Source organism: Pseudomonas sp. GGS8 (genome assembly GCF_024168645.1).
Classification (GTDB): Bacteria; Pseudomonadota; Gammaproteobacteria; order Pseudomonadales; family Pseudomonadaceae; genus Aquipseudomonas.
On sequence record NZ_JALJWF010000001.1, the window covers coordinates 6,586,253 to 6,609,405 of the forward strand.

Annotated in this window: 11 protein-coding genes; 4 read left to right on the plus strand and 7 right to left on the minus strand. The window is 61.8% G+C overall.

What is annotated here, in order from left to right; all coding sequences use genetic code 11:
* Positions 1–121: 121 nt before the first annotated feature.
* The 5 genes from J3D54_RS29705 to J3D54_RS29725 all read right to left on the minus strand — a co-directional run bounded on the left by J3D54_RS29705 (position 122) and on the right by J3D54_RS29725 (position 4,690).
* Positions 122–349, minus strand: coding sequence for an MbtH family protein (locus J3D54_RS29705; protein ID WP_253426212.1), 228 nt, complete (start codon positions 347–349; stop codon positions 122–124).
* Between the two features lie 81 nt (positions 350–430).
* Positions 431–1,843, minus strand: coding sequence for an aspartate aminotransferase family protein (locus tag J3D54_RS29710; protein WP_253426214.1), 1,413 nt, complete (start codon positions 1,841–1,843; stop codon positions 431–433).
* A 143-nt stretch (positions 1,844–1,986) separates the two neighbouring features.
* On the minus strand, positions 1,987–2,472 hold the full coding sequence (locus J3D54_RS29715) for a GNAT family N-acetyltransferase (RefSeq protein WP_253426216.1): 486 nt from the start codon (positions 2,470–2,472) through the stop codon (positions 1,987–1,989).
* Positions 2,473–2,687: 215 nt separating this feature from the next.
* Complete coding sequence (locus J3D54_RS29720) at positions 2,688–4,013, minus strand: ATP-binding protein (protein WP_253426219.1); 1,326 nt, start codon at positions 4,011–4,013, stop codon at positions 2,688–2,690.
* Positions 4,010–4,690, minus strand: a complete 681-nt coding sequence (locus tag J3D54_RS29725) for a response regulator (protein WP_253426222.1) — start codon at positions 4,688–4,690, stop codon at positions 4,010–4,012. Before J3D54_RS29725 ends, J3D54_RS29720 begins: the two co-directional genes overlap by 4 nt.
* A 264-nt stretch (positions 4,691–4,954) precedes the next feature.
* Between J3D54_RS29725 and J3D54_RS29730 the strand changes: the two genes are divergently transcribed.
* The 4 genes from J3D54_RS29730 (at position 4,955) to dsbG (ending at position 9,117) form a co-directional block, all read left to right on the plus strand.
* Complete coding sequence (locus J3D54_RS29730) at positions 4,955–5,644, plus strand: hypothetical protein (protein WP_253426225.1); 690 nt, start codon at positions 4,955–4,957, stop codon at positions 5,642–5,644.
* 130 nt (positions 5,645–5,774) lie between these two features.
* Positions 5,775–7,508, plus strand: a complete 1,734-nt coding sequence (gene dsbD, locus J3D54_RS29735) for a protein-disulfide reductase DsbD (protein ID WP_253426228.1) — start codon at positions 5,775–5,777, stop codon at positions 7,506–7,508.
* Positions 7,508–8,374, plus strand: a complete 867-nt coding sequence (locus J3D54_RS29740) for a TlpA disulfide reductase family protein (protein WP_253426231.1) — start codon at positions 7,508–7,510, stop codon at positions 8,372–8,374. The genes dsbD and J3D54_RS29740 overlap by 1 nt, the downstream gene beginning before the upstream one ends.
* On the plus strand, positions 8,350–9,117 hold the full coding sequence (gene dsbG / locus J3D54_RS29745; RefSeq protein WP_253426233.1) for a thiol:disulfide interchange protein DsbG: 768 nt from the start codon (positions 8,350–8,352) through the stop codon (positions 9,115–9,117). Before J3D54_RS29740 ends, dsbG begins: the two co-directional genes overlap by 25 nt.
* Positions 9,118–9,238: 121 nt before the next feature.
* On the opposite strand, the gene J3D54_RS29750 is transcribed toward dsbG, so the two are convergent.
* Together J3D54_RS29750 and J3D54_RS29755 are read right to left on the minus strand one after the other, a co-directional pair.
* Positions 9,239–10,051: an alpha/beta fold hydrolase gene (locus J3D54_RS29750; protein ID WP_253426236.1), complete on the minus strand. Its 813-nt coding sequence runs from the start codon at positions 10,049–10,051 to the stop codon at positions 9,239–9,241.
* 118 nt (positions 10,052–10,169) lie between these two features.
* Positions 10,170–23,153, minus strand: coding sequence for a non-ribosomal peptide synthetase (locus J3D54_RS29755; protein WP_253426239.1), 12,984 nt, complete (start codon positions 23,151–23,153; stop codon positions 10,170–10,172).

Sequence of the window (23,153 nt, forward strand, 5' to 3'; positions counted from 1 at the left end):
ACAGGCGACATATACCTCCGGGCCTGAAAAAGCCCGCTGACCTTACCGGTTCAGCGGGCTTTTCGTTCCCACGCTCTGCGCGGGAATGCAGCCAGAGACGCTCCGCGTCTCACTTGACAGCTCAGTGAGCCACGGCCGCCTGCTCTTCCATTTTCTGACGCAGGCTTAGCGGACGCATGTCGGTCCAGACCTCTTCGATGTAGGCCAGACAGTCCTTTTTCAGGCCGCTCTTGCCCACGGTGCGCCAGCCTTGTGGCACGGTTTTGTAGTCGGGCCAGATCGAGTATTGCTCTTCGTGGTTGACCACGACCTGAAAGAGGATGTCCTCACGGTCGAATACTGACGTCATGCTGTCTCTCCATCACTATCGGGTGGGCTGCACGCCGTGCGCAGCCGTTATGTAAAAAGAACGTTCGAGGCGCCGGAAAATTTAGAGGCTGGCGGTGGCCGCGACCATCGCCCTGCCGAAAATGTCGGCCACCCGATCGATTTCGGCGCCGGTGATCACCAGTGGCGGCAGAAAACGCACCACACCGCCGTGACGCCCTCCCAGCTCCAGGATCAACCCGCGCTTGAGGCATTCGCGCTGCACCAGCGGCGACAGACGACCGAAGATCGGTGGATGACCTTGAGCGTCCGGCGCACCCGTCGGATCGACCAGTTCGACACCCAGCATCAAGCCACGTCCACGAATGTCGCCCAGCTGCGGGAAGTCCCGCTGCAGGATGTGCAGGTGTTCGCTCAGGCGTTCACCCATGGCGGCGGCGTGCTCGCAAACATTGTGCTCGGTCAGGTAGCGCATCACTGCAGAGCCTGCGGCCATGGCCATCTGATTACCACGGAAGGTCCCGGCATGGGCGCCCGGCAGCCAGGTGTCGAGCCAGTCGCGATAGACCACCACCGCCAGCGGCAGACTACCGCCAATGGCCTTGGACATCACCACCACGTCCGGAATGATTCCGGCGTGCTCAAAGGCGAACATCTTGCCAGTGCGGGCAAAACCGCTCTGGATTTCATCGACGATCAGCGCCACGCCGGCCTTCTCGGTAATGCGCCGCAAACCGCGCAGCCAGTCGAGATCGGCCGGAATCACCCCGCCCTCGCCCTGCACCACCTCGACGATCACCGCAGCGGGCAATTGCACGCCTGCCTCTGGATCGTTCAGCAGGTTCTCCAGGTAATTCAGGTTGACCTGCACGCCCTGCGCGCCACCGAGCCCGAACGGGCAACGGTAATCGTAGGGGTACGGCATGAACTGCACGCCATTGCCGAGCAAGGCACCCAACGGTTTTTTCGGCCCCAGACTGCCCATCAGGCTCAGCGCGCCCTGACTCATGCCGTGGTAACCGCCCTGGAATGACAACACCGTGCTGCGCCCGGTGGCGGTGCGCACCAGTTTCAGCGCAGCTTCCACGGCGTCGGTGCCGGTCGGGCCACAAAACTGGATCTTCGCTTGCGCGGCCAACGCCGGCGGCAGCAGAGCGAACAGATCCTGGACAAACTGATCCTTGACCGGCGTGGTCAGGTCGAGGGTGTGCAGCGGCAGTTCATCGCTCAGCACCTGCTGGATCGCTTCGATCACCACCGGATGGTTGTGCCCCAGGGCCAGGGTTCCGGCACCGGCCAGGCAATCGATGAAACTGCGGCCTTCGACATCTTCCACATAAATGCCCTTGGCACGCTTGAGTGCCAGGGGAATGCGTCGCGGGTAGCTGCGGGCATTCGATTCCTGCTGGCTTTGACGGGCCAGCAGCGGCGATTCGTCGAACTGATAAAGCGTCTCGGCGGGCGTCGGGGCAATCCGGGCCGGCTGATCTTCGATAAGGCTGGTAGCGACTGACATCTCTCGACCCCTCAATACACTGTTGATAGTGACCAAAACTGCACACCGGGCAAATGCGCGTTCCGCTCACGGTGCGCACTTGCAGGTTTTCCTGTTCTGGAAACGCATCAGGACGTCAAGGATTTAGCCCCTCGCCCGGCTTTCTATGCAGGTGGCGACAGTGCCTTGTACATGGGAATAGCAAGGAGTCCCGCCACGCTGAAGGTTTCAGCGCAAGCCCGGTAACCCAAACGCCGATAGAACGCTTCGCCGGTTCGGGTGCTGTTGAGGCGCGCCTGAGGTAGCCCCTGAGCCATCAACCAGCTTTCGAGATCGTGCACCAAGGCTTGTCCGGCGCCTCGTCGAAACCATTCTGGCTGCACATAACAAAACGCGACCTTGCCGCTGATCGCCGCCATGGCGACACCAACCGGTTTGTCCTGTAACAGGGCGATATTCAGGTACAACCGCGGGTCGCCCAGCCAGGGCAGCACGTGTTCGATGGTTTTGTTGTGGGTCCAGGTGGCAACGGTTCGCGGGTCGTTACGGTGGTCGAGCGCACAGCCGACCCGAATGGTACGCTCGACGATCCGGCTGATGATGCCGGCATCGGCAGACGTTGCCTTGCAGATGTGTATCGATGCATCCATGGCGCTGTTACCTCAATCCATTGAGTCAAAGCTGCCGAGGACGATATCGCTGTGGGGATCGGGTGGCTAATGGAGAGACGTTACATTTGGTGTGTGACACAGAAACAGTGTGGGAGCGGGCTTGCCCGCGATGAGGCCATAACATCCAACATCTATGTTGACTGTTATACCGCCATCGCGGGCAAGCCCGCTCCCGCAGGGTTTTGTGTTGTTGGTTAGACCGGTTGCAACGGCATCGTCAATTCAACCCGCAACCCATCTGGCCGGCTGTCGAAATGCAACGTGCAGCCGCAGCGCTGGACGATGGCCTGGACAATCGCCAGGCCGAGGCCGCAACCGGTGCTCTGGCCGTTGCGCCAGAAGCGCTGGGTCAGGTGTTGCAAATCGTCTTTGGCAATTCCCGGGCCGTGGTCGCGGACCAGAAAGCGCACACGATTGCCATTGGTTTCCAGGCTCAACTCCACCGCGCCATCGCCCGGCGTATGGCGCAGGGCGTTGTCGAGCAAATTGCGCAATGCAGCAATCGATAGTACGGCGGGCATTTGCAACGGCGCATCGGAGAATTTGGCCGGCACCTGAAACTTGATTCGCTGACGATCGCCGCTGGCCGCATCCTGAATCGCCAGTTTCGCCACCTGCTCGGCGCTGCACTGCACGCCATCATCGAACGACAGGCTGCCCTCGACACGCGCCAGCAGCAGCAATTGTTCAAGGGTACGGTGCAGACGGTCCGCGCCCTCTTCGGCCCGGGCCAGCGACTGATCCCGAGCGGCACCGTCGGTCATGCGTGCCACTTGCAGATGGGTTTTGATCGCGGTCAGCGGGCTACGCAATTCGTGCGCAGCATCACCGGTCAGGCGCCGTTCGCGTTCGATGGTCTTGCCGATGCGCTGGAACAACTGATTCTGGGTTTCCAGCAGCGGTTGCAATTCGCTGGGCAACGGCTGGATCTGCAATGGCTCCAGAGAATCGGCGCTGCGTCGCATCAACGCATCGCGCATCCGATTGAGCGGTGCCAGCCCCTGACCGATGCCGAGCCACAACAGACACAGGCAGCCAAGCAGCGCCACGCCGACCGGCACCGAAGCCGCCAGCAGAATGGACATGTTCAGCGCTTCGCGCTCGATCTGCCGGTCAGCGGTAGTGATGCGCACATCGCCCCGCGCCAGGGTGAAGCTGCGCCATGGCGCGCCGTCGATGATCTGATCGTGGAAGCCCATTTTTTCGGCTTCCAGCGTTTGCTCGGGATTGCTGTGGCTGCGAGCCAGAATCTCGCCGCGCAACGAGCTGACCTGACAGGCCATGCCGCCGGGGATATTCAGCTGTTCAGCGCTGAAATGGGTGCCCTCGCCTTTGCTCGGCAACGCCGGCAGTTGCTCCAGTAGCCCGGCGACCATCCGCGCCGAGGCAACCAGCCGCTGGTCGAGGGAAAACATCATCTGGTTGCGCAGATCGCTGAGCATCCAGGCTGCCGCCAAGGCCCAGATCAGCGCGAATGCAGCGCCGAGGGTCAGGCTCAGGCGCAGACGCAGGCTCATCACTTCGATTGCTCCCCGCCATCGGCCGGCCCCAGGCGATAACCCAGGCCGCGTACGGTTTCGACGATGCCGTTGCCGAGTTTACGCCGCAGGTGATGGATATGGACGTTAAGGGCGTTGCTTTCCAGCTCATCGTTGAAGCCGTAGACGCAGTCTTTCAGTTGCTCGGTTGAGAGTACGCGACCCCGGTTGTGCAGCAAGGCTTGCAACAGCGATTGTTCACGGCGCGAAAGATCCACCGGCTGGCCGCCGAGCAGGGTTTCGCGGCTGCTCGGATCGTAAGTCAAACGACCGTGCTCGATCAGATTCACGCTGCGCCCCGCCACTCGTCGCAGCAAGGTGTGCAGGCGCGCAGCCAGTTCACGCAGGTCGAACGGTTTGAGCAGGTAGTCGTCGGCACCGGCTTGCAAGCCGTCGACCCGGTCGGTGACCGAATCCCGGGCGGTGAGAATCAGCACCGGGATTTCCAGGCCATGCTGGCGTAACTGCTGCAACAGCTTGAGGCCGTCTTCATCGGGCAGGCCGAGATCGAGCACCATGACGTCGAACTCCGCGACTTTGAGCATCGCTCGAGCCTTTGAGGCAGACGCAACGTGCTCAACCGTCAGACCCTGGGCGGTCAGGCCGGCAACAATACCACTGGCGATCAGCTCATCGTCTTCGCAAACCAGTACGTGCATGGGAGCTCCGTGAGCCAAAAACGCGAGTTAAACAGAGGAAGATTAAGCCGCAATTATGGCAAGCATCATCACTGACGAGAAGCAGGTCGCGAGTATCGCTCCTTTCAGAAACGCGTCAACCCATTGACTGAGGAATCGCACATTGTCGTGTTGAATCATTCAGCCGAAACAAAATGCCTTATAAATCGAATTTAACACCTCACCACTTAAAGCTAGTCTAGCCCCGCAACTAACCAACCCATATTCATTAAAAGGACTTAATTAATGCCGCAATTAAAAAACTTTGTCGCCGTCGACTGGCGCTCGGGCCCGGATCGCATTTTTTTCTTCTTCAAGAACACCAATACCTACTCTCGGTTTAACATTGGCGACAATGAAGTACCGGCAGGATATCCGACTTCTGTCGCCGGCAGGTGGGACACTATTGACCAAATTGAAGAGTTACGCTTTGGCTTCACGACTACTTCGATAGGTTGGGGTACTGGCACCGACGAGGATATTGCATGGTTGTTCTATACTAAAGACGGCACCCCCATGGTGTGCAAATACGATCAGGATACCGACAAGGTCGCCAATGTTTCCAAGGTGGCCAGTTCAATCTGGGCCCCGATCCTCCCGTACTTCAACAAAATAGTTGCCGGAACATGGTGGCAAATCACCGGACACCCGAAGTTATTTAAATTCCTTCTGAATGACGGATACTATCTAAACTTCGATTACCGCAAACAAAAGCTGACTCACGAAGCCATTACTTACAACACGATGCCTGGGCTGGAGCACTATAAAGACCGAATCATCACAGCCGCACAAAACGACCGAACTTTCGCAGACAGCTACTGGTATATCTTTCTGACCAACAACCAGTACTTGATTTACAACATCCAGCAAAACCGGCTGATCCAAGGTGCGACCACCATCACTCACTCAAACTGGCCCGGGCTGTTGCGCGACTGAATGCCGACAGAGATCCGAAACATTGGAGTGAAGACTCATCCTGTCGACGTACAAACGGGAGGTGGTTAATCATTGGTTAATCGCCGCTCGCCACTGTGCACCTCACTTGCACAGGGACGGGGTTTCATTCATGCGTCATTTTTTTCTGTTGTTGACTCTGTTGATGTCGGCCCTGGCTCAGGCCGCCAATAATCCTTTTGACACCAAACCTGAGTTTCTGCCGGTCGACAAGGCGTTCACTCTCGCCTCCGAACGTCTGGAATCCGGTGAGACCCAGCTGTTCTGGCAAATTGCCGACGGCTATTACCTGTATCAAAAGCGTTTGAAGTTGGACGGGCTCGCCATAGAAAACACTCCGGCATTGCCCGAAGGCGAGTCCCACAGTGACGAGTTTTTCGGCGAGCAACCGGTCTATCGCCAGGGACTGGAGTTGAAAATTCCGGCGACGGCCAGCGGCCAGATCAAGGTCGGTTACCAGGGCTGCGCCGACGCGGGTTTGTGTTACCCGCCGCAGACCCGGGTCATCGACCTCGGTGGCAACGCGACAGCGGCGATGAGCGGCGAAGCACCGGATCAAGCCTTGGCCAGCAACCTGCAGCAGCGGGCGCCAGGCTGGAGTCTGCTGGTATTTTTCGGCCTTGGCCTGCTGCTGGCGTTCACGCCTTGTTCGCTGCCGATGCTGCCGATCCTCGCCGGAATGATTGTCGGCAGCGGCGCCACGCCGCGACGAGGCTTCGTGCTGGCCAGCAGCTATGTGATTTGCATGGCGCTGGTGTACGCAGCGATGGGGGTAGTAGCGGTTTTGTTGGGGGCAAACCTTCAGGCATGGCTGCAGAACCCGTGGCTGCTCGGTGCTTTTGCAGCAGTGTTTGTGGTGCTGGCGCTGCCGATGTTCGGGTTCTTCGAGCTGCAATTGCCAGTGGCGCTTCGTGACCGGCTGGAACATGCTTCGCGCAGCCGCAGCGGTGGCAGTTTGATCGGTGCCGGTGTACTCGGGGCGTTATCCGGCCTGTTGGTTGGCCCGTGCATGACCGCGCCGCTGGCGGGCGCCCTGCTCTACATTGCGCAAAGCGGCAATGCGCTGCACGGCGGGCTGATTCTATTCACCATGGGCATTGGCATTGGCGTGCCGCTGTTGCTGCTGGTGACCGTTGGCAATCGCTTCCTGCCCAAACCCGGCGCGTGGATGAACCTGCTCAAGGGCGTGTTCGGCTTCCTGTTCCTCGCCACGGCTTTGCTGATGCTGCGTCCGGTGCTGGATGAATCGCTATGGCTCGGTTTGTGCGGTGCCTTGCTGTTGATCGCCGCCTACAGCGCCTGGAAGCAGTCGCAAGGGTTTGGCCGAGTTACCCACCTGTTCGGCGCCAGTTCGCTGCTGTTGGGTCTATGGGGCAGTCTGTTGGTGATCGGTGCGGCGGGGGGCAGTGATGATCCGTATCAGCCGTTGCAGGTGTACAGCGCCGGCCGTACCGGCGCTGTCGCACCGAGCGCTCATGATGCATTCACTACGATCAAGGAGCCCGCTGCCTTGCAACGTGAGCTCGACGCAGCCAAGGCTCAAGGCCAGTGGGTGCTGCTGGACTACTACGCCGACTGGTGCGTGTCGTGCAAAGTCATGGAAAAACAGGTCTTCGGCAAACCCCAGGTGCTGGAGGCGCTCAGCGATGTGCGCTTGCTACGGCTGGACGTCACCGCCGACAATGCCGCCAGCCGTGAACTGCTCGGCCGTTATAAAGTGCCGGGGCCACCCAGCCTGTTGTGGCTTGGCACCGACGGCATCGAGCGCCGCAGCCAGCGCATCACCGGCGAGGTCGATGCCGACTCTTTCCTGCAACGCTGGACCACCACCCGAGATGCTCGTTAATGCTGACCTTTACCCTCGGCACCTTTGCCATCGCGCTTAACCATTTGCTGCTGATCAGTGCCCTGGCGCTGGCGACGTTTGTCGGCTGGCGGGTGGCCAAGCGTGGCGGCGAGAACCCGGAATCGGTGCTGTTCAGCCTGTTTCTGCTGGGCATGCTGGCGGCCAGGGTCGGCTTCGTGGTCGCCTACTGGGCGCAGTATCGCAACGATCCGTGGCAGATCATCGACCTGCGCGACGGCGGTTTTCTCGCCTGGCCGGGGGTGGTGGTGCTCTTGCTGGCTGCGTTGTACCGAGGCTGGCGTCGACCGGGCCTGCGTCGGCCGCTGGGCTTCGGCGTAGCCAGCGGTTTGGCATTCTGGCTGCTGGCGACGCTCTCGCTAAGTATTTACGAACAAGGCACGCGCCTGCCGCAAATCACCCTGCGCAATGCCGCTGGCCAGACCATACAACTCAGCGACTACCAGGGCGGCCCGTTGGTCATCAACCTCTGGGCCACCTGGTGCCCGCCGTGCCGCCGGGAAATGCCGGTGCTGGAAAACGCCCAGCAACAGCGCCCGGACCTGACCTTCCTGTTCGTCAACCAGACCGAAAGCATGCAGAGCGTCGCCACCTTCCTTGAAACCCAGGGCCTGAGCCTGACCAACGTGCTGTTCGATGGCAGCGGTCGATTGAGTCAGGCCGTGGGTTCCATGGCATTGCCGACTACGCTGTTCTACAGCCCTGACGGATATCTGCTGGGAAGTCATCTGGGCGAACTCTCTGAAGCCAGCCTGGCCCGCGCCCTGGAAAGCTTCGACACCCCGAACCCGGCCACCTCGGCCACGCCTTCAAGGAAATTGCCATGCTCAGCCTCCGCCACCTGCTGACACTGACCCTGGGTGCTGCCCTGCTGCATTTGCCGTCGGTACAGGCCGAAGAACTGCCTGACGCGATCAAGAAGATCGAAGCCAAGGGCGCCAAAATCGTCGGCACCTTCGACGCGCCCGATGGCCTGCGCGGTTACGCGGCGCAGTACCAGAACCGCGGCATGACGCTGTACCTGACCCCGGACGGCAAACACGTGCTGCTCGGCAATCTGTACGACGCCGACGGCAATGACCTGAGCAGCGCGCCGTTGCAGAAACTGGTCTACGCGCCGATGGCCAAGGAAGTCTGGGGCAAGATGGAAGCGAGCAGCTGGATCGGTGACGGCAATAAAGACGCACCGCGGGTCGTCTACCTGTTCAGCGACCCGAATTGCCCGTATTGCAACATGTTCTGGGAACAGGCACGGCCGTGGGTCCAGGCCGGCAAGGTGCAGCTGCGGCACATCATGGTCGGCATCATTCGCGAAGACAGCCCCGGCAAATCCGCCGCGCTGCTGGCCGCCAAGGACCCGCAGAAAGCCCTGGAAGAACACGAAAAATCCGGCAAGGGCAGTTCGCTCAAGGCATTGAAAGACGTGCCACCGGCGGTTCAGGCGAAACTGGCGGCGAACATGAAGTTGATGGAAGACCTGGAATTGGCCGCCACCCCGGCGATTTTCTACATGGATGACAAGGGCCAGCTGCAACAACAGCAAGGTGCGCCGTCGCCGGACAAGTTGCTGAAGATTCTCGGACCGAAGTAAGTCATTCAGCCGTCGGATTTGTAGTGACGGCGATAACGCCATCGCGGGCAAGCCCGCTCCCACAGGAGGTCGTATAACCCTGTGGGAGCGGGCTTGCCCGCGATGGCGTCTGTATGACCGACTAATTTCTCTGGGCTAGAAATGCCAGCAACGCCTCACTCACAAACTGCGGATTCTCCAGATTGGAGATATGCCCCGCCTCCGGCACCAGCACATACGGACAACCGATCAACTCGGCCATCTCTCTGGTTTCCGACGGCGGCCGCGGTTTGTCCTGGTCGCCGCACATCAACAGCGTAGTTTCAGGGTTCAGCTGAGGCAGGCGCGGCAATAGATCATCACGCCCAAAGGTAATTCGCCCCATCGGCACAATGCTTTCACGCAGACGGTCGGCTGGCAGCGCCGCCAGTTTGGCGTGGAATTCCTGATACAGCGCCGACTGCGGATCGATGCCCGGCCGGAAGAAGATCGGCACAATAATGTCGAGCAGTTGCGGCGAGATTTCACCGCTGTCTTCGATCTGCTTGAACAGCGAAAAATAGTATTGGCGGGTCGGTTCCGGTTCAACACCGACGTAGGTGTCCATCAGCACCAGCCCGTTGAGCCGCTGCGGCGCCGACAGCGCCAGGCGAACGCCCCACATGCCACCGACTGAAAGACCGACCAGCGTGACGCGATCGATGCCCAGGTGATCGAGCAATGCCAGTGCCTGACGCGCCACGTCATTCAGCGACGTCATGCCCTCGGGCATCCGCCCGGATTCACCATGGCCCCACAGGTCCAGGGCAATGACCCGATAGTGCTGCGACAGGGCCACAATCTGCGGTGCCCACATGGCTTGGTCCCACAGGTAACTGCCGGCCAGCAATACCGCCGGGCCTGTGCCTTGATCTATGTAGTGAAGCGCTTGTCCATCAACCGTTACGAAGGGCATCGATTGTCTCCCTGTTGAAGTCGGATCCATTAAAAACCACGGGAAGCCTGAGCCGGCAAGACGCGGCAGTCAACGCGCAAATCGGCGAAAACTTCAATGACGCCTTCGCGCTAAAGAATCAAAGCCCCTCCAGTTCCGCCATCAGGTCATTCAACCGATCCACCTTCTCTTCGGTAATGTCGCTCGCCGCCAACCCATCGATGTACCCGGCCAACTCCGCCACCGTGCTGCACTCGAACATCACCCGCAGCGGAACATTGCGTTGCAGGGCTTTTTGTACCCGCGAGGCGATCTGCGTGGCCAGCAGCGAATGCCCGCCGAGCTCGAAGAAGTTGTCGCGCACGCCGACCTTCTCGACCTTCAACACTTGGGCCCAGATATCCGCCAGGGTTTGCTCCAGCTCATTGCCCGGCGCCTGATAGTCCTGGCTCTGCAACTGGCCGATCTCCAGTGCCGGCAAGGCCTTGCGATCGAGTTTGCCGTTGGCGTTGAGCGGCATCTTGTCGAGCCACACCCAGTGCAGCGGCACCATGTATTCCGGCAACGCGGCACGCAGACGCTGCTTGATCCGCTCCAGGCGTTCGCTTGGATTCAATGCCGAATCCGCTGCCACCAGATAGCCGACCAGATGCTTGCCGTTGACGCCCTCCTGCACCCCGACCGCCGCGTCGCGGACTTCCGGCTGTTCATGCAGACGCGCTTCGATTTCGCCCAGTTCGATGCGGTATCCGCGAATTTTCACCTGATGGTCGATACGCCCGACGTATTCCAGCACGCCATCACTGCGCCGCCGGGCCAGGTCGCCGGTGCGATACAGGCGATCCCCTGGCGCACCGAACGGGTTCGGCACAAACACCTGCGCCGTGCGCAACGGATCGCTCACATAACCGCGACCGACCCCGGTGCCGGCCACGCACAACTCACCCACCGCCCCCAACGGCACCAGCTCCAGCGCGCCATCGAGCAGGTACAAACGGTTGTTGTCGGTCGGCGTACCGATCGGCAGATAACTGCCGCGGGTCGAGGCCAGGTCGACGCGGAAGAACGCCACATCATCCGAGCATTCCGCCGGGCCATAGGCGTTCACCAAACCGATCTCCGGGTAACGCAGCAACCATTGATGCGCCAGTTCCGGCGGCATCGCTTCACCGGTCGGCAACATCCAGCGCAGGCCATCGAGGCTCATGCAGTCCTGGGCGAGCATGCCCTGAATCAGCGACGGCACACTTTCCAGCACGCTAATGCCCTGACTCCGGACGTGAGCCAGCAAGCCTTGAGGATCATGGGCGATGCTGTTCGGCACGATGTCTACCCGAGCACCGAACAACGGCGCCGCGAGGAACTGCCAGACCGAAATATCGAAGCTTTGCGAAGCGGTCTGGGCGATCACATCGGCGTCGCTCAGCTTCAGGTAAGGCACCTTGCTCAACTGGTTATTGAGCATGCCGCGCTGCTCGACCATCACGCCCTTCGGCAGGCCAGTGGAGCCCGAGGTGTAGATCACGTAGGCGAGGTTGTCCGGGCCGCTGTAAATACCCGGATTGGCCACCGAAACGTCGCTCGCCTGCACGTCTTCCCAGACCAGCAATCGAGGCCGGTTGGCACAACCGAATTCCTCCAGCAGCGCGACGGCTTGTTCACTGCACGCCCGAGTGCAAACCAGCAACGGCGTGCGGCTCAGGTCAATGATCCGACTCAGACGCTGACTCGGCAGGCCCGGGTCCAGCGGCAGGTAACCGGCACCGGCCTTGAAGCTGCCGATGATCATGCCCAACAGATCGAGGTTACGTTCGGCGAGCAGCGCCACCGGTTGATCCAGTCCGACGCCGGCTGCAATCAGCGCATGACCGAGACGGTTGCTGCGTTGGTTCAGCTCGACATAGCAGAGTTGCTGATCGAGACAACTGGCGGCAATCCGCTGCGGATGCCGGGCAACCTGCGCTTCGAACAATGAGACATAGCTCTGCTCCAGCGGATAGTCGTGTTGGCTCTGGTTGCAGCCGTGGATCAGGAAGTCCTGTTCCTCTGCGCCCAACAGCGGCAGGTCGGCCATGTCGCCATGGAAGCCTTCGACCAGCGCCAGCAACAGGCGCTTGAACTCACCGAGCATGCGCTCGACGGTAGATTCGTCGAAGTAACGCTGGTCGTAGGACAGGTGCAAACCCAGGTCATCCCCCGGATAGCAGACCGCCGTCAACGGGAAGTTGGTGTGGGTGCGGCCCGAATCCGAAGTGGCATTGAGGCTTTGCGCACGGTCCAGCACCGAGACTTCCACCGGGGCGTTTTCGAACACGAACAGGCTGTCGAACAGCGGTTGGCCTTTCGGCAGTTCGCTGTTTTCCTGGATGCTCACCAACGGCAGGTACTCGTATTCGCGCAGCTGCATGTTGCTGTCGAGCAAACCGCTGAGCCACTGACGAACGCTGCAACGCTGATCGTCCTCGGGCATTTTCACCCGCAGGGCGATACTGTTGATGAACAGCCCGACGGTGCGCTGCATCTCTGGCATCTCCACCGGACGCCCGGCCACCGTGACGCCGAACAGCACGTCGCGATCACCGCTCAGGCGGCGCAGCACCAGCGCCCACGCCGCCTGGGCGAAGGTGTTGATGGTCAACTGATGAGCTTGGGCCAGTTCGCGCAATTGCGCACCGTCACGGGCATCAAGCCTTGTGTAACGGTCGCCGACGATCATGCCGCCGCTGTCCCCGGCGTGTTCACGCAGGAACGGTCGGTCGCTCGGAATCGGTGTGGTGCGCTCGAAACCTTGCAGGTTCTGCCGCCACCACTGTCGCGCCTCGGCCAGGCTCTGGCGTTGCAGCCAGCCGATGTAATCGCGATAACGCGGTGGCACGGCCAGTTGTGCTTCGCGACCTTCGCCAAGGGCGGTGTAAATCTCGAAGAAATCATTCATCAACAACGAACGACACCAGGCATCGATGAGGATGTGGTGGTTGCTCATCATGAACCAGTAGCGCGCCGCGCCCACGCGGATCAAGCGCAGATGGAACGGTGCCTGGTTGAGCAGATCGAACCCGGCCTCGCGCTCGCTTTTCAGCAGCGCCTGCAACTTCGGCTCTTGCTCGGTTTCGGCAACCGCGCTCCAGTCCAGATACTTGATCGGCGTGCTGCCCGGTTTGTGGATCACTTGCAGCATGTCTTCGCCGACGTTCCAGCAGAACGAGGCGCGCAGGGCTTCGTGACGGGCGATCACCGCTTGCCAGGCTTGGGCGAAGCGCGCGGGGTCGAGCTCGCTGTTGATGCGGTAGCGGTCCTGCATGTAATAGAGGCCGGTGCCCGGTTCGAGCAAGGTGTGCAGCAACATGCCTTCCTGCATCGGGGTCAGCGGGTAGACGTCTTCGATCATCGCCGCCGGGACTGGCAATGCGTCGAGTTGCGGCTGAGTCAGTCGGGCCAGCGGAAAATCCGATGGCGTCAGGCCGCCCGCGTGGTCGCTCAGGCAGTGCTGAATCAGGCTGTGTAATTCGCCCAGGTACGCCTGCGCCAGGTCGGTGATGGTTTGCGGGTCGTGGCGTTCGGCGCTGAAGGTCCAGCGCAGCACCAGCTCACCGCCGTACACCTGACTGTCGACGCTCAGCTCGTTAGGCAGCGGCGCATGCGGATCATGGGCCGCGCCGACCGGCCCATCGAGCGGACGGAACAGCGCATCGCTGCCAAAGCTCTGGTCGAACTGGCCAAGGTAGTTGAAGGTGATCGGCGCCACCGGCAGCGCGGCCATGGTTTGCCGACACAAGTCATCGGCCAGGTAACGCAGCACGCCATACCCCAGGCCTTTATGCGGCACCGCGCGCAGTTGCTCCTTGATCGCCTTGATCGACGCCCCCTGCTCATTCGCCGGTGTGAGGCGCAGCGGATACGCGCTGGTGAACCAGCCGACGGTACGGGTCAGGTCGATCTCGTCGAACAGGGTTTCGCGGCCGTGGCCTTCGAGTTGAATCAATGCCGATTCATCACCGCTCCAGCGGCACAACACACGGGCCAACGCGGTCAGCAGCAAATCGTTGACCTGAGTGCGATAGGCCGTCGGCGCCTGTTGCAACAGTTGACGGGTGCGCTCGCTGTCGAGGCGCACGCTGACGGTTTGTGCGTGACGATTCTGCTGCCCGCCCTGAGGCCGATCACACGGCAATTCAGCGCTTGGGCCGGCCAGTTGCGCCTGCCACCAGCTTAATTCCTCACGCAGGGATTCGCTGCCGGCATAAGCCTGCAACCGTGCGGTCCAGTCCTTGAAGCCGCTGGTTTTCGTCGGCAATTTTACCGACTGCCGGGACTCGAGTTGCCGATAGACCGTTTGCAGATCGTCCAGCAGCACCCGCCACGACACCCCGTCCACCACCAGGTGGTGAATGGCAATGAACAGCCGTTGCTGCCCCTCGGGATCATCGACCAGCAGCGCCCGCATCAGCGGCCCTTGCTCAAGGTCGAGGCTGCGCTGGGCCTCGGCGAACAGCACCGCGCTTTTGTCCATTGTCGGCACTTGCACTTGCCACAGCACGGCGGCGTCGGAAACGGCCTGATGCTCGGCTTGCCAACAGCCGGCGACCTCAGTGAAACGCAGGCGCAAAGCGTCGTGCTGCTCGATCACCGCCAACAGCGCTTGCTCCAGGCGATGCGGTTCCAGCGCTCCGGTCGGTTCCAGCAGCAATGCCTGGTTCCAGTGCTGACGCTGCGGGATTTCAGTGTCGAAAAACCAGTGTTGAATCGGCGTCAGACGCGATTCCCCCGTGAGCAAACCTTGCTCGGCGATGACTTGCTCGGTACGAGTCGCCACCGCAGCCAGGGTCTGCACGGTCTGGTGCTGGAACAGGTCGCGCGGGCTGAAGTGAATGCCCTGCTGCCGCGCACGGCTGACCACCTGGATCGACAGAATCGAATCGCCGCCCAGCTCAAAGAAGTTGTCGTTGAGGCCTACCTGCCGCACGTTCAGCACTTCGCACCAGATGCCGGCCAGGGTCAGCTCAAGTTCGTTGCGCGGCGCCACGTATTGCTGACGATTCAACTCCGGATCCGGTGCCGGCAGTGCGCGGCGGTCGAGTTTGCCGTTGGCGGTCAGCGGCATGCTGGCCAGCAGGATCAGGTGCGTGGGCACCATGTAGTCCGGCAGTTGGGCCTTCAAGTGAGCCTTGAGGGTTTCGCGCAGTGCAGTTTGTTGCGCTTCATCCTGCTCGGCCACGTCTGTAACCAGATAGCCCACCAGTTGCTTGCCGCTCGGCGCATCGAGCGCCAGCACGACCGCTTCACGGATCGATTCATGTTCCAGCAGACGGGTTTCGATCTCGCCCAGTTCGATGCGGAAACCACGGATCTTCACTTGATGGTCGATGCGGCCGAGGTACTCGACCAGGCCATCGGCGCGCTGACGGACAAGGTCGCCGGTGCGGTACAAGCGTCCGCCGTTCGCGGCAAAAGGATCGGCGACAAACCGTTCGGCGGTCATCCCCGGACGCTGGTGATAACCCTGCGCCAGACCGGCGCCGCCGACATACAACTCGCCGGTCGCGCCTTGTGGCAGCAACGCCAGATCGGCGTCGAGAATGTACGCCACGCGCGCGCCAATTACGCTGCCGATCGGCACGCTGCCCAGCCCTTCTTCCAATTGCTCGGGCGCCAGGCTGGCGAGCGGCATGACCACGGTTTCGGTCGGGCCGTACGCGTTGAAAAACAGGCTCGGCTTGAATGCCGCGCGAATCCGCTGCAAGTGTTCGCCAGTCAGGGCTTCGCCACCGGTGATGCACATGCGCACCGGCAGGGTTTCGCCCTGGGTCGCCAGCCATTGCGCCAACTGGCTGCCGTAGCTTGGGGTGAAGCCGAGGATGTTGATGTTGTGGCGACGAATCAGCCCGCAGATTTCCTGCGCATCCCACTGGCCTTGAGCGCGAAGGACCACCTGCGCACCGCTCAATAGGGGCACCAGCAGACGCTCGGTCGCGGCATCGAAGTTGATCGAATAGAAGTGCAACTCGCAGTCATCGGGGCGCATGCCAAAACGCTCGATCACCGCACGGCAATGCATGGCGATTTCACCGTGGGACACCACCACACCTTTCGGTTTACCAGTGGAGCCCGAGGTGTAAATCAGGTACGCCTGATGCTGCGGCAAGCTGATAAACGGCAGTTCGCTGGCCGGGTAATTGGCCAGGTCCGCGGCATCGTCTTCCAGGCACCAACGACCGACGCTGGCCGGCAATTCACCGAGCACCGCGAACATCGCCGCATCGCTGAGCAGCAAACCGATACCGCTGTCTTCGATCATGTAGTGCAGGCGATCCAGCGGGTATTCCGGGTCCAGCGGCACATAGGCGCCACCCGCCTTGAGGATCGCCAGCAAACCGACAACCATCTCCAGCGAACGCGCCAGCATAAGGCCGACCCGCACCTGCGGCCCGACACCACGCTCACGCAGCATCCAGGCCAGACGATTGGCGCGGCTGTCGAGCTCGGCGTAACTCAGGGTTTGCCCGGCAAAGGTCAGCGCCGGCGCGTCCTTGCGCACCCGCGCCTGTTCGGCGAACAGCTGATGAATGCACTGGTCGAGGCGATGTTCTCCCGACTCGATGCCGAGGCTGTCGAGCAGGTTTTGCTGTTCGCTGGCGTCGAGCAACGGCAGTTCACTCAAGCGCTGTTGCGGATCGGCCAGCAACGCTTCCAGCAGATTGCGCCAGTGCCCGGCCATGCGCGCGATGCGCGGCTCGTCGAACAAATCGGTGCTGTAAGTCAGGCAGCAACCGAGGCGATGGTCGAGGTCGGTGACTTCCAGGTTGAGGTCGAACTTGGTCGCCCGCGCATCGTTGGCCAGGTACTCGACGGTCATTCCGGCCAAGGTGCGGCGCTGCTGGAATTCCCAGCGCTGCACGTTGCACATCACTTGGAATAGCGGGTTGTAAGCGGCGCTGCGCGGAGGCTGCAAGGCTTCGACCAAGTGATCGAACGGCAGGTCCTGATGGGACTGGCCTTCGATCACCGTGTGGCGAACCTGCTCGAACAACTCGCCGACGGACATCTGCCCGTCGAGCTGGCAACGCAGCACTTGGGTGTTGAGGAACGCGCCGATCAGCCCTTCGCTTTCCGGGCGAATGCGGTTGGCCACCGGCGCACCGATGCGCAAATCGCTCTGGCCGCTGTAGCGGTAAAGCAGCGCCGCCAGCGCGGCAGTCATGGTCATGAACAGGGTCAGACCGTTGTCTGCGTTGAAAGCACAAACCCGCGCCGCGAGGTCATCGCTGAGGTCGAAACGGAACAGTTCGCCCTGATGGCTTTGCACCGGCGGGCGCGGACGATCGGCGGGCAATTCCAGTAGCGGATGTTCACGGCCCAGTTGTGCGGTCCAGTAATCGAGCTGGCGCTGACGCTCGCCGGACTCCAGCCACTGACGCTGCCACACACTGTAATCCAGATACTGCACCGGCAGCGGTTGCAGCGGTGATTCGCGGTCATCGACGAACGCTTCGTAGAGCGTACTGAGTTCCCGGGCGAAGATATCCATCGCCCAGCCTTCGGTGACGATGTGGTGCAGGGTCAGCACCAGGTAATGTTCCTGCTCGGCGGTCTTGACCAGGCAGGCGCGCAGCAGCGGTCCGGCTTCCAGATCGAAAGGCTTGTGCGCCTCGCTGTCGGCCAGTTGCTGGGCGCGCTGCTCACGGGTATCGGCCGCCAGCGCGGAGAAATCCTTCCAGTCCATGCGCATACCGGTGTCCGGATGCACCTGTTGCCGGGCCACGCCGTCGACACTCGGGAACGTCGTGCGCAGGGTTTCGTGGCGCATGATCAGCGCTTGCAGTGCCGCTTCGAAACGCCCGACATCCAGCACCCCGCGCAACCGCGCCATGCCGCCGACGTTGTAGGCCGGGCTGTCCGGTTCCATCTGCCACAGGAACCACATGCGCTGCTGGGAATAGGACAACGGCACCGGTTGGCTACGGTCGACCTTCTCGATCGGTGGCTGCCGGTTGGTTTTGCCGCTGGCCTGGATCAAGCGAACCTGTTCGGCGAATGCACCCAGTTCACTGTTTTCGAACAGCGCCCGCAGCGGTAACTCGACGTCACAGGCCTGGCGGGTGCGGGAGATGATTTGCGTGGCCAACAAAGAATGGCCGCCGAGGGCGAAAAAGTCGTCGTGCAGACCGATCTGCGTCTGGCCCAGCACTTCACGCCAGATACCGGCGATTTGTTGCTCAAGGGCAGTGACCGGTTCGACGTGTTCGCGGACTTGCCAGCGAGGTTCCGGCAAGGCACGACGGTCGAGTTTGCCGCTCGGGCTCTGGGGCATTTCGTCCAGACGCATGAGTTGCGCCGGGACCATGTATTCCGGCAACTCGGCGGCCAGCGCGGCTTTCAGGCGTACGCTTTGAGCGTCGACGTCTTCAGTGGAATCAGTGGCGGTGTAGTAACCGATCAACTGCCCGCCGGCCGCCGTTTCGCGCACCAGCACCACCGCTTGGGCGACACCGGACTGTGCCAACAGCCGCGCTTCGATTTCTTGCGGCTCGACACGAAAGCCACGCAGTTTGACCTGCTGATCGAGGCGACCGAGGTATTCGATCACGCCGTCGGCGGTCCAGCGCGCACGGTCGCCGGTGCGGTACAGACGCGCGCCCTGCTCGCCCAGTGGATCGACCACGAAACGTTCGGCGGTCAGCCCCGGACGGCCCAGATAACCTCGGGCCAAACCGATGCCGCTGATGCACAGTTCACCCGGCACACCGGCCGGAACCGGGTTGAGGTCACTGTCGAGCACCCGGCACCGCACGTTGCCCAATGGCCGGCCAATCGGCGAGCGCTCGCCATCGGCGGTTGTGCAATGCCAATGGGTAACATTGATCGCGGTTTCGGTCGGGCCATAGCGGTTGTGCAATTGCACCGTTGGCAGTTGCGTCAGCACGTGGTTGCGCAGCTCAGCGGGCAAGGCTTCGCCACCGGAGAACACCCGGCGCAGGCTAGTGCATTCGGCGGTCAGCGGTTCGTCGATGAACACGGCAAGCAATGGCGGTACAAAGTGCAGCGTGGTCACGCCGTATTGCTGAACCAGTTGTGCGATGCGCTGCGGATCGCGGTGTTCGCCGGGACCGGCGATCAGCAGGCGGCACCCGGTGATCAGCGGCCAGAAACACTCCCACACCGACACGTCGAAACTGATCGGGGCTTTTTGCATCAGCACATCGGTTTCGTTCAGGCGATAGGTGTTCTGCATCCATTGCAGACGTTCAGCGAGCGCCGCGTGAGTGTTGCCAACACCCTTGGGCTGGCCGGTGGAACCGGAGGTGTAAATCACGTAGGCCAGGTTGTCGCCGTGCAAGTGCAGACCCGGCGCATGGCTTGGCCAGTTCTCCAGGTGCAGGGCGTCCATGGCGATCACACTGACGCCATCGGTGGCCGGCAAGCGGTCGAGCAATTCGGTTTGAGTCAGCAGCAACTCGACACCACTGTCGCTGAGCATGTAGGCCAGGCGCTCGGCCGGGTAATCCGGGTCGAGCGGCACATAAGCGCCGCCGGCCTTGATGATCGCCAGCAAGCCAATCAGCAACTGCGACGAACGCTCGGCGGCGATGGCCACGCACACATCCGGGCCGACGCCTTTGTCGCGCAGGTAATGTGCCAAGCGGTTGGCCTGAGTATGCAGTTCAGCGAAGTCCAGGCTGCCGCCGTCCCACAGCAACGCGGTGCGCTCCGGGGTCTGGCGTGCTTGTTCGTTGAGCAGTTCCGGCAACCACCGCTGCGCCGGGTTGCAGGGGGCAACGCTCCAGTCATTGTGCTGAGCGTGTTCGGCGGCGCTCAGCAGTTGCAGGTCGCCGATCGCTTGTTGCGGGTGCTCGCAAACGGCTCGCAGCAGGTTGGCGAAATGCTCGGCCAGACGCTCGATGGTCGGCGCGTCGAACAGTTCGCTGGCGTAGTCGAATGACAGGCTCAAACGTCCGTTGCGGTCTTCTTCGCTGTGCAGTTGCAGGTCGAACTTGGCTTGGCGGCTGTGCCACGGCAGCTCTTCGGCGAGCAGCCCCGGCAAGCGACGCAGCGCACTGAGATCCCGCTGCTGATGGTTGAACATGACCTGGAACAAGCCTTGTTCGCGGGCCTGCGGGAAAGCTTCGAGCAGTTGTTCGAACGGCAGGTCCTGATGTGCTTGCGCCTCCAAGGCGGCTTGCCGGGTTTGCGCCAGCAACTCAACGAATGGCAGTCGCGAATCCACTTCGGCACGCAGCACCTGGGTGTTAATGAAGAACCCGATCAACCCCTGAGTTTCCAGGCGTGGACGGTTGGCATTCGGCACGCCGATGCGAATGTCGCGCTGGCCGCTGTAGCGATGCAGCAGGCTCTGGAAGGCCGCGAGCAACAGCATGAACGGCGTCGACTCATGGGCCTGGGCGGTCTGGCGAATGGCGTTGCTCAGGCTCGCGTCCAACCGCAGCGTGTGGCGGGCCGCGCTGTAAGTGTGCTGCGCCGAACGTGGGTGGTCGGTGGCCAGGCTCAGGGTCAGATGCTCGTCACCCAACTGCTCTTTCCAGTAAGCGAGTTGCCGTTCGCCCTCCCCTTGCGCCAGCCACTGGCGCTGCCAACTGCCATAGTCGGCGTATTGCGTCGACAAGGCTGCAAGGCTGGCGGTCTGGCCTTGAGAGGCCGCCGCATACAGGCGCGAGAATTCATCGATCAGCACGTTCAGCGACCAGCCGTCGGCGATGATGTGATGCATCGTCACCAACAGTTGATGGTCTTCATCATCAAGGCGCACCAGGGTCACCCACAGCAGCGGGCCGTTCTCCAGATCGAACTGGGTGCGGGCTTCGTCCTCGCGGATTTGTTGCGCGTGGACTTCACGTTCAGCGGCCGGCACGTCGCTGATGTCGATCACTTGAAGATTGAATTCAGCGGCAGCATCGACCTGTTGCAGGGCCACACCGTCGCGCTCGAAAAACCGCGTGCGCAGGGATTCGTGCCGTTCGATCAGTTGCTGGAAACTGGCGCGCAAGGCGTCTTCGTCCAGTTCGCCGCGCAGGCGCAAGGCACCGGGAATGTTGTAGGCGCTGCTCTGCGGGTCGAGTTGCCAGGTGATCCACAAACGGTTTTGCGCCAGCGATTGTGGCAGGGTTTCACTGCGCGACAGCTGAGTGATCGCGCCTTGGGCGAGGCCGCCATCCTGTTGTTGCCGGGCGACTGTGGCGGCGAACGCGCCGAGGGTTGGCGCTTCGAACAACAGACGCAGATTCAGCTCCAGACCCAGCTTCTCACGCAGGCGTGCGACCACTTCAGTGGCGGCGATGGAGTTACCGCCGAGCAGGAAGAAATGGTCATCGGCACTGACTTGTTTGACGTTGAGTTGTTCGCACCATATCTGGCCGATCAAGGTCTGCAGCTCGGAGCCCGATTCAGTTTCAGAGGGGCTTGCGCTGTCTGCCGACGGGAATAGCGCATAGCTGTCGAGGCTGCCATCGGCCAGGCGATTGCGACAGGCCGAGCGTTGCAACTTGCCGCTGGAAGTCTTGGGCAGCGCCCCCGGATTAAGCAACACCACCACGCTCGGCGCTTGCTGATACGCCTCGGCCACTGCCTGGCGGATGGCTTTGATCAGCGCCTCGGGCGGCAGGGTTTTCTGCACGCTGCGGCTGATTTCCGCGGCGATGCCAATGCCTTCCTGCCCCTCAAGGTTGACCGCGAACGCGGCCACGCGACCTTTGCGCACCACCTCCACTTCGCGCTCGACGGTCTGCTCGATGTCCTGCGGATAGAGGTTGTGACCACGAACGATCAGCATGTCTTTCAGGCGCCCGGTGATAAACAGTTCGCCGTCACGCAAAAAACCCAGGTCGCCGGTGCGCAACCAGGTGCGGCTCGCGTGCTGGACGAAGGTCTCGGCCGTGGCTTCAGGGTTGCGCCAGTAGCCATGGGCGATGCTCGGCCCGGCGGCCCAGACTTCACCGACCGCGTTGTCGGCGAGTTCTTCAAGCGTTACCGAATCGACAATCAGCACCGCGTGATCCGGCTGGCTGATCCCGCAACTCATGATCGGACTGCCGTCGCCCGGCTCAGCACGGTTTTGCGCCAGGGCTTGGTCATCCACGCACAGATGTCCAATGCCCCGGCCACGAGGGCTGCCAGCCACGAACAACGTGGCTTCAGCCAAGCCGTAAGAAGCCATGAAACTGTCCGAGGTAAAACCACACGCCGAGAACTTCTCGGCGAAGCGCTCCAGGGTGTCGAGGCGAATCGGCTCGGAACCGGAATACGCCACGCGCCAGCCGCTCAGGTCGAGGCGTTCCAGAGCCGATTCGCTGACGCGCTCGCTGCACAGTCGATAGGCGAAATCCGGCCCGCCGCTGATGGTGCCGCCGTACTCGCTGATTGCTTCCAGCCAGCGCAACGGGCGACCGAGGAAGTACGCCGGCGACATCAACACACACGGCACGCCACTGAAAATCGGCTGCAACAAACCACCGATCAGCCCCATGTCGTGGTACAGCGGCAGCCAGCTGACGATCACGTCGTCAGGATTGAGGTCGATGCCAAAGCCGTGACGAATCAATCGTTCGTTGGCCACCAGGTTGCCGTGGCTGACTTGCACACCTTTAGGCAACGCGGTGGAACCGGAGGTGTATTGCAGGAAGGCGATGTGGTCGCCTTGCAGATCCGGAGCAACCCAGCGTTCGGCCAGGGCGTTGTCGAGGGTGTCGACACACAGCAGCGGCGGCGCTTCGTTGATTGGCAGCAAGGCGTCGCGCAGGTCGGCGCTGGTCAATAGCAGGCGCGGCTCGGCATCGCTGATGATCGACAACAGGCGCTCTTGATGATGACGGCGGGTCGACTCCGGCGGATAGGCCGGCACCGCGATCACCCCGGCGTACAGGCAACCAAAGAACGCCGCGACGTAATCCGGGCCACTGGGAAACAGCAGCACCGCGCGATCACCGAACGACGTCTGGGCCTGCAACGCGCCGGCAATGGTTCGCGCCCGCTGATCCAGCTCACGATAACTGAGCACCACAGCCTGATCCTGGGTTTCGGCAAGAAAACGCAAGGCCACCCGGTCCGGCGTCAGGGCCGCGCGGCGCTGGAGGGCTTGGACCAGTGTGCTGGGGAGTTCGAACGCGTCGGTCAT

Excerpts from the sequence above, each read along its gene's own strand:
- J3D54_RS29715 (WP_253426216.1), bottom strand. The coding sequence starts at position 2,472 with ATGGATGCATCGATACACATCTGCAAGGCAACGTCTGCCGATGCCGGC.
- J3D54_RS29710 (WP_253426214.1), bottom strand. The coding sequence starts at position 1,843 with ATGTCAGTCGCTACCAGCCTTATCGAAGATCAGCCGGCCCGGATTGCC.
- J3D54_RS29730 (WP_253426225.1), top strand. The coding sequence starts at position 4,955 with ATGCCGCAATTAAAAAACTTTGTCGCCGTCGACTGGCGCTCGGGCCCG.
- dsbG (WP_253426233.1), top strand. The coding sequence starts at position 8,350 with ATGCTCAGCCTCCGCCACCTGCTGACACTGACCCTGGGTGCTGCCCTG.
- J3D54_RS29755 (WP_253426239.1), bottom strand. The coding sequence starts at position 23,153 with ATGACCGACGCGTTCGAACTCCCCAGCACACTGGTCCAAGCCCTCCAG.
- J3D54_RS29750 (WP_253426236.1), bottom strand. The coding sequence starts at position 10,051 with ATGCCCTTCGTAACGGTTGATGGACAAGCGCTTCACTACATAGATCAA.
- dsbD (WP_253426228.1), top strand. The coding sequence starts at position 5,775 with ATGCGTCATTTTTTTCTGTTGTTGACTCTGTTGATGTCGGCCCTGGCT.
- J3D54_RS29705 (WP_253426212.1), bottom strand. The coding sequence starts at position 349 with ATGACGTCAGTATTCGACCGTGAGGACATCCTCTTTCAGGTCGTGGTC.
- J3D54_RS29740 (WP_253426231.1), top strand. The coding sequence starts at position 7,508 with ATGCTGACCTTTACCCTCGGCACCTTTGCCATCGCGCTTAACCATTTG.
- J3D54_RS29725 (WP_253426222.1), bottom strand. The coding sequence starts at position 4,690 with ATGCACGTACTGGTTTGCGAAGACGATGAGCTGATCGCCAGTGGTATT.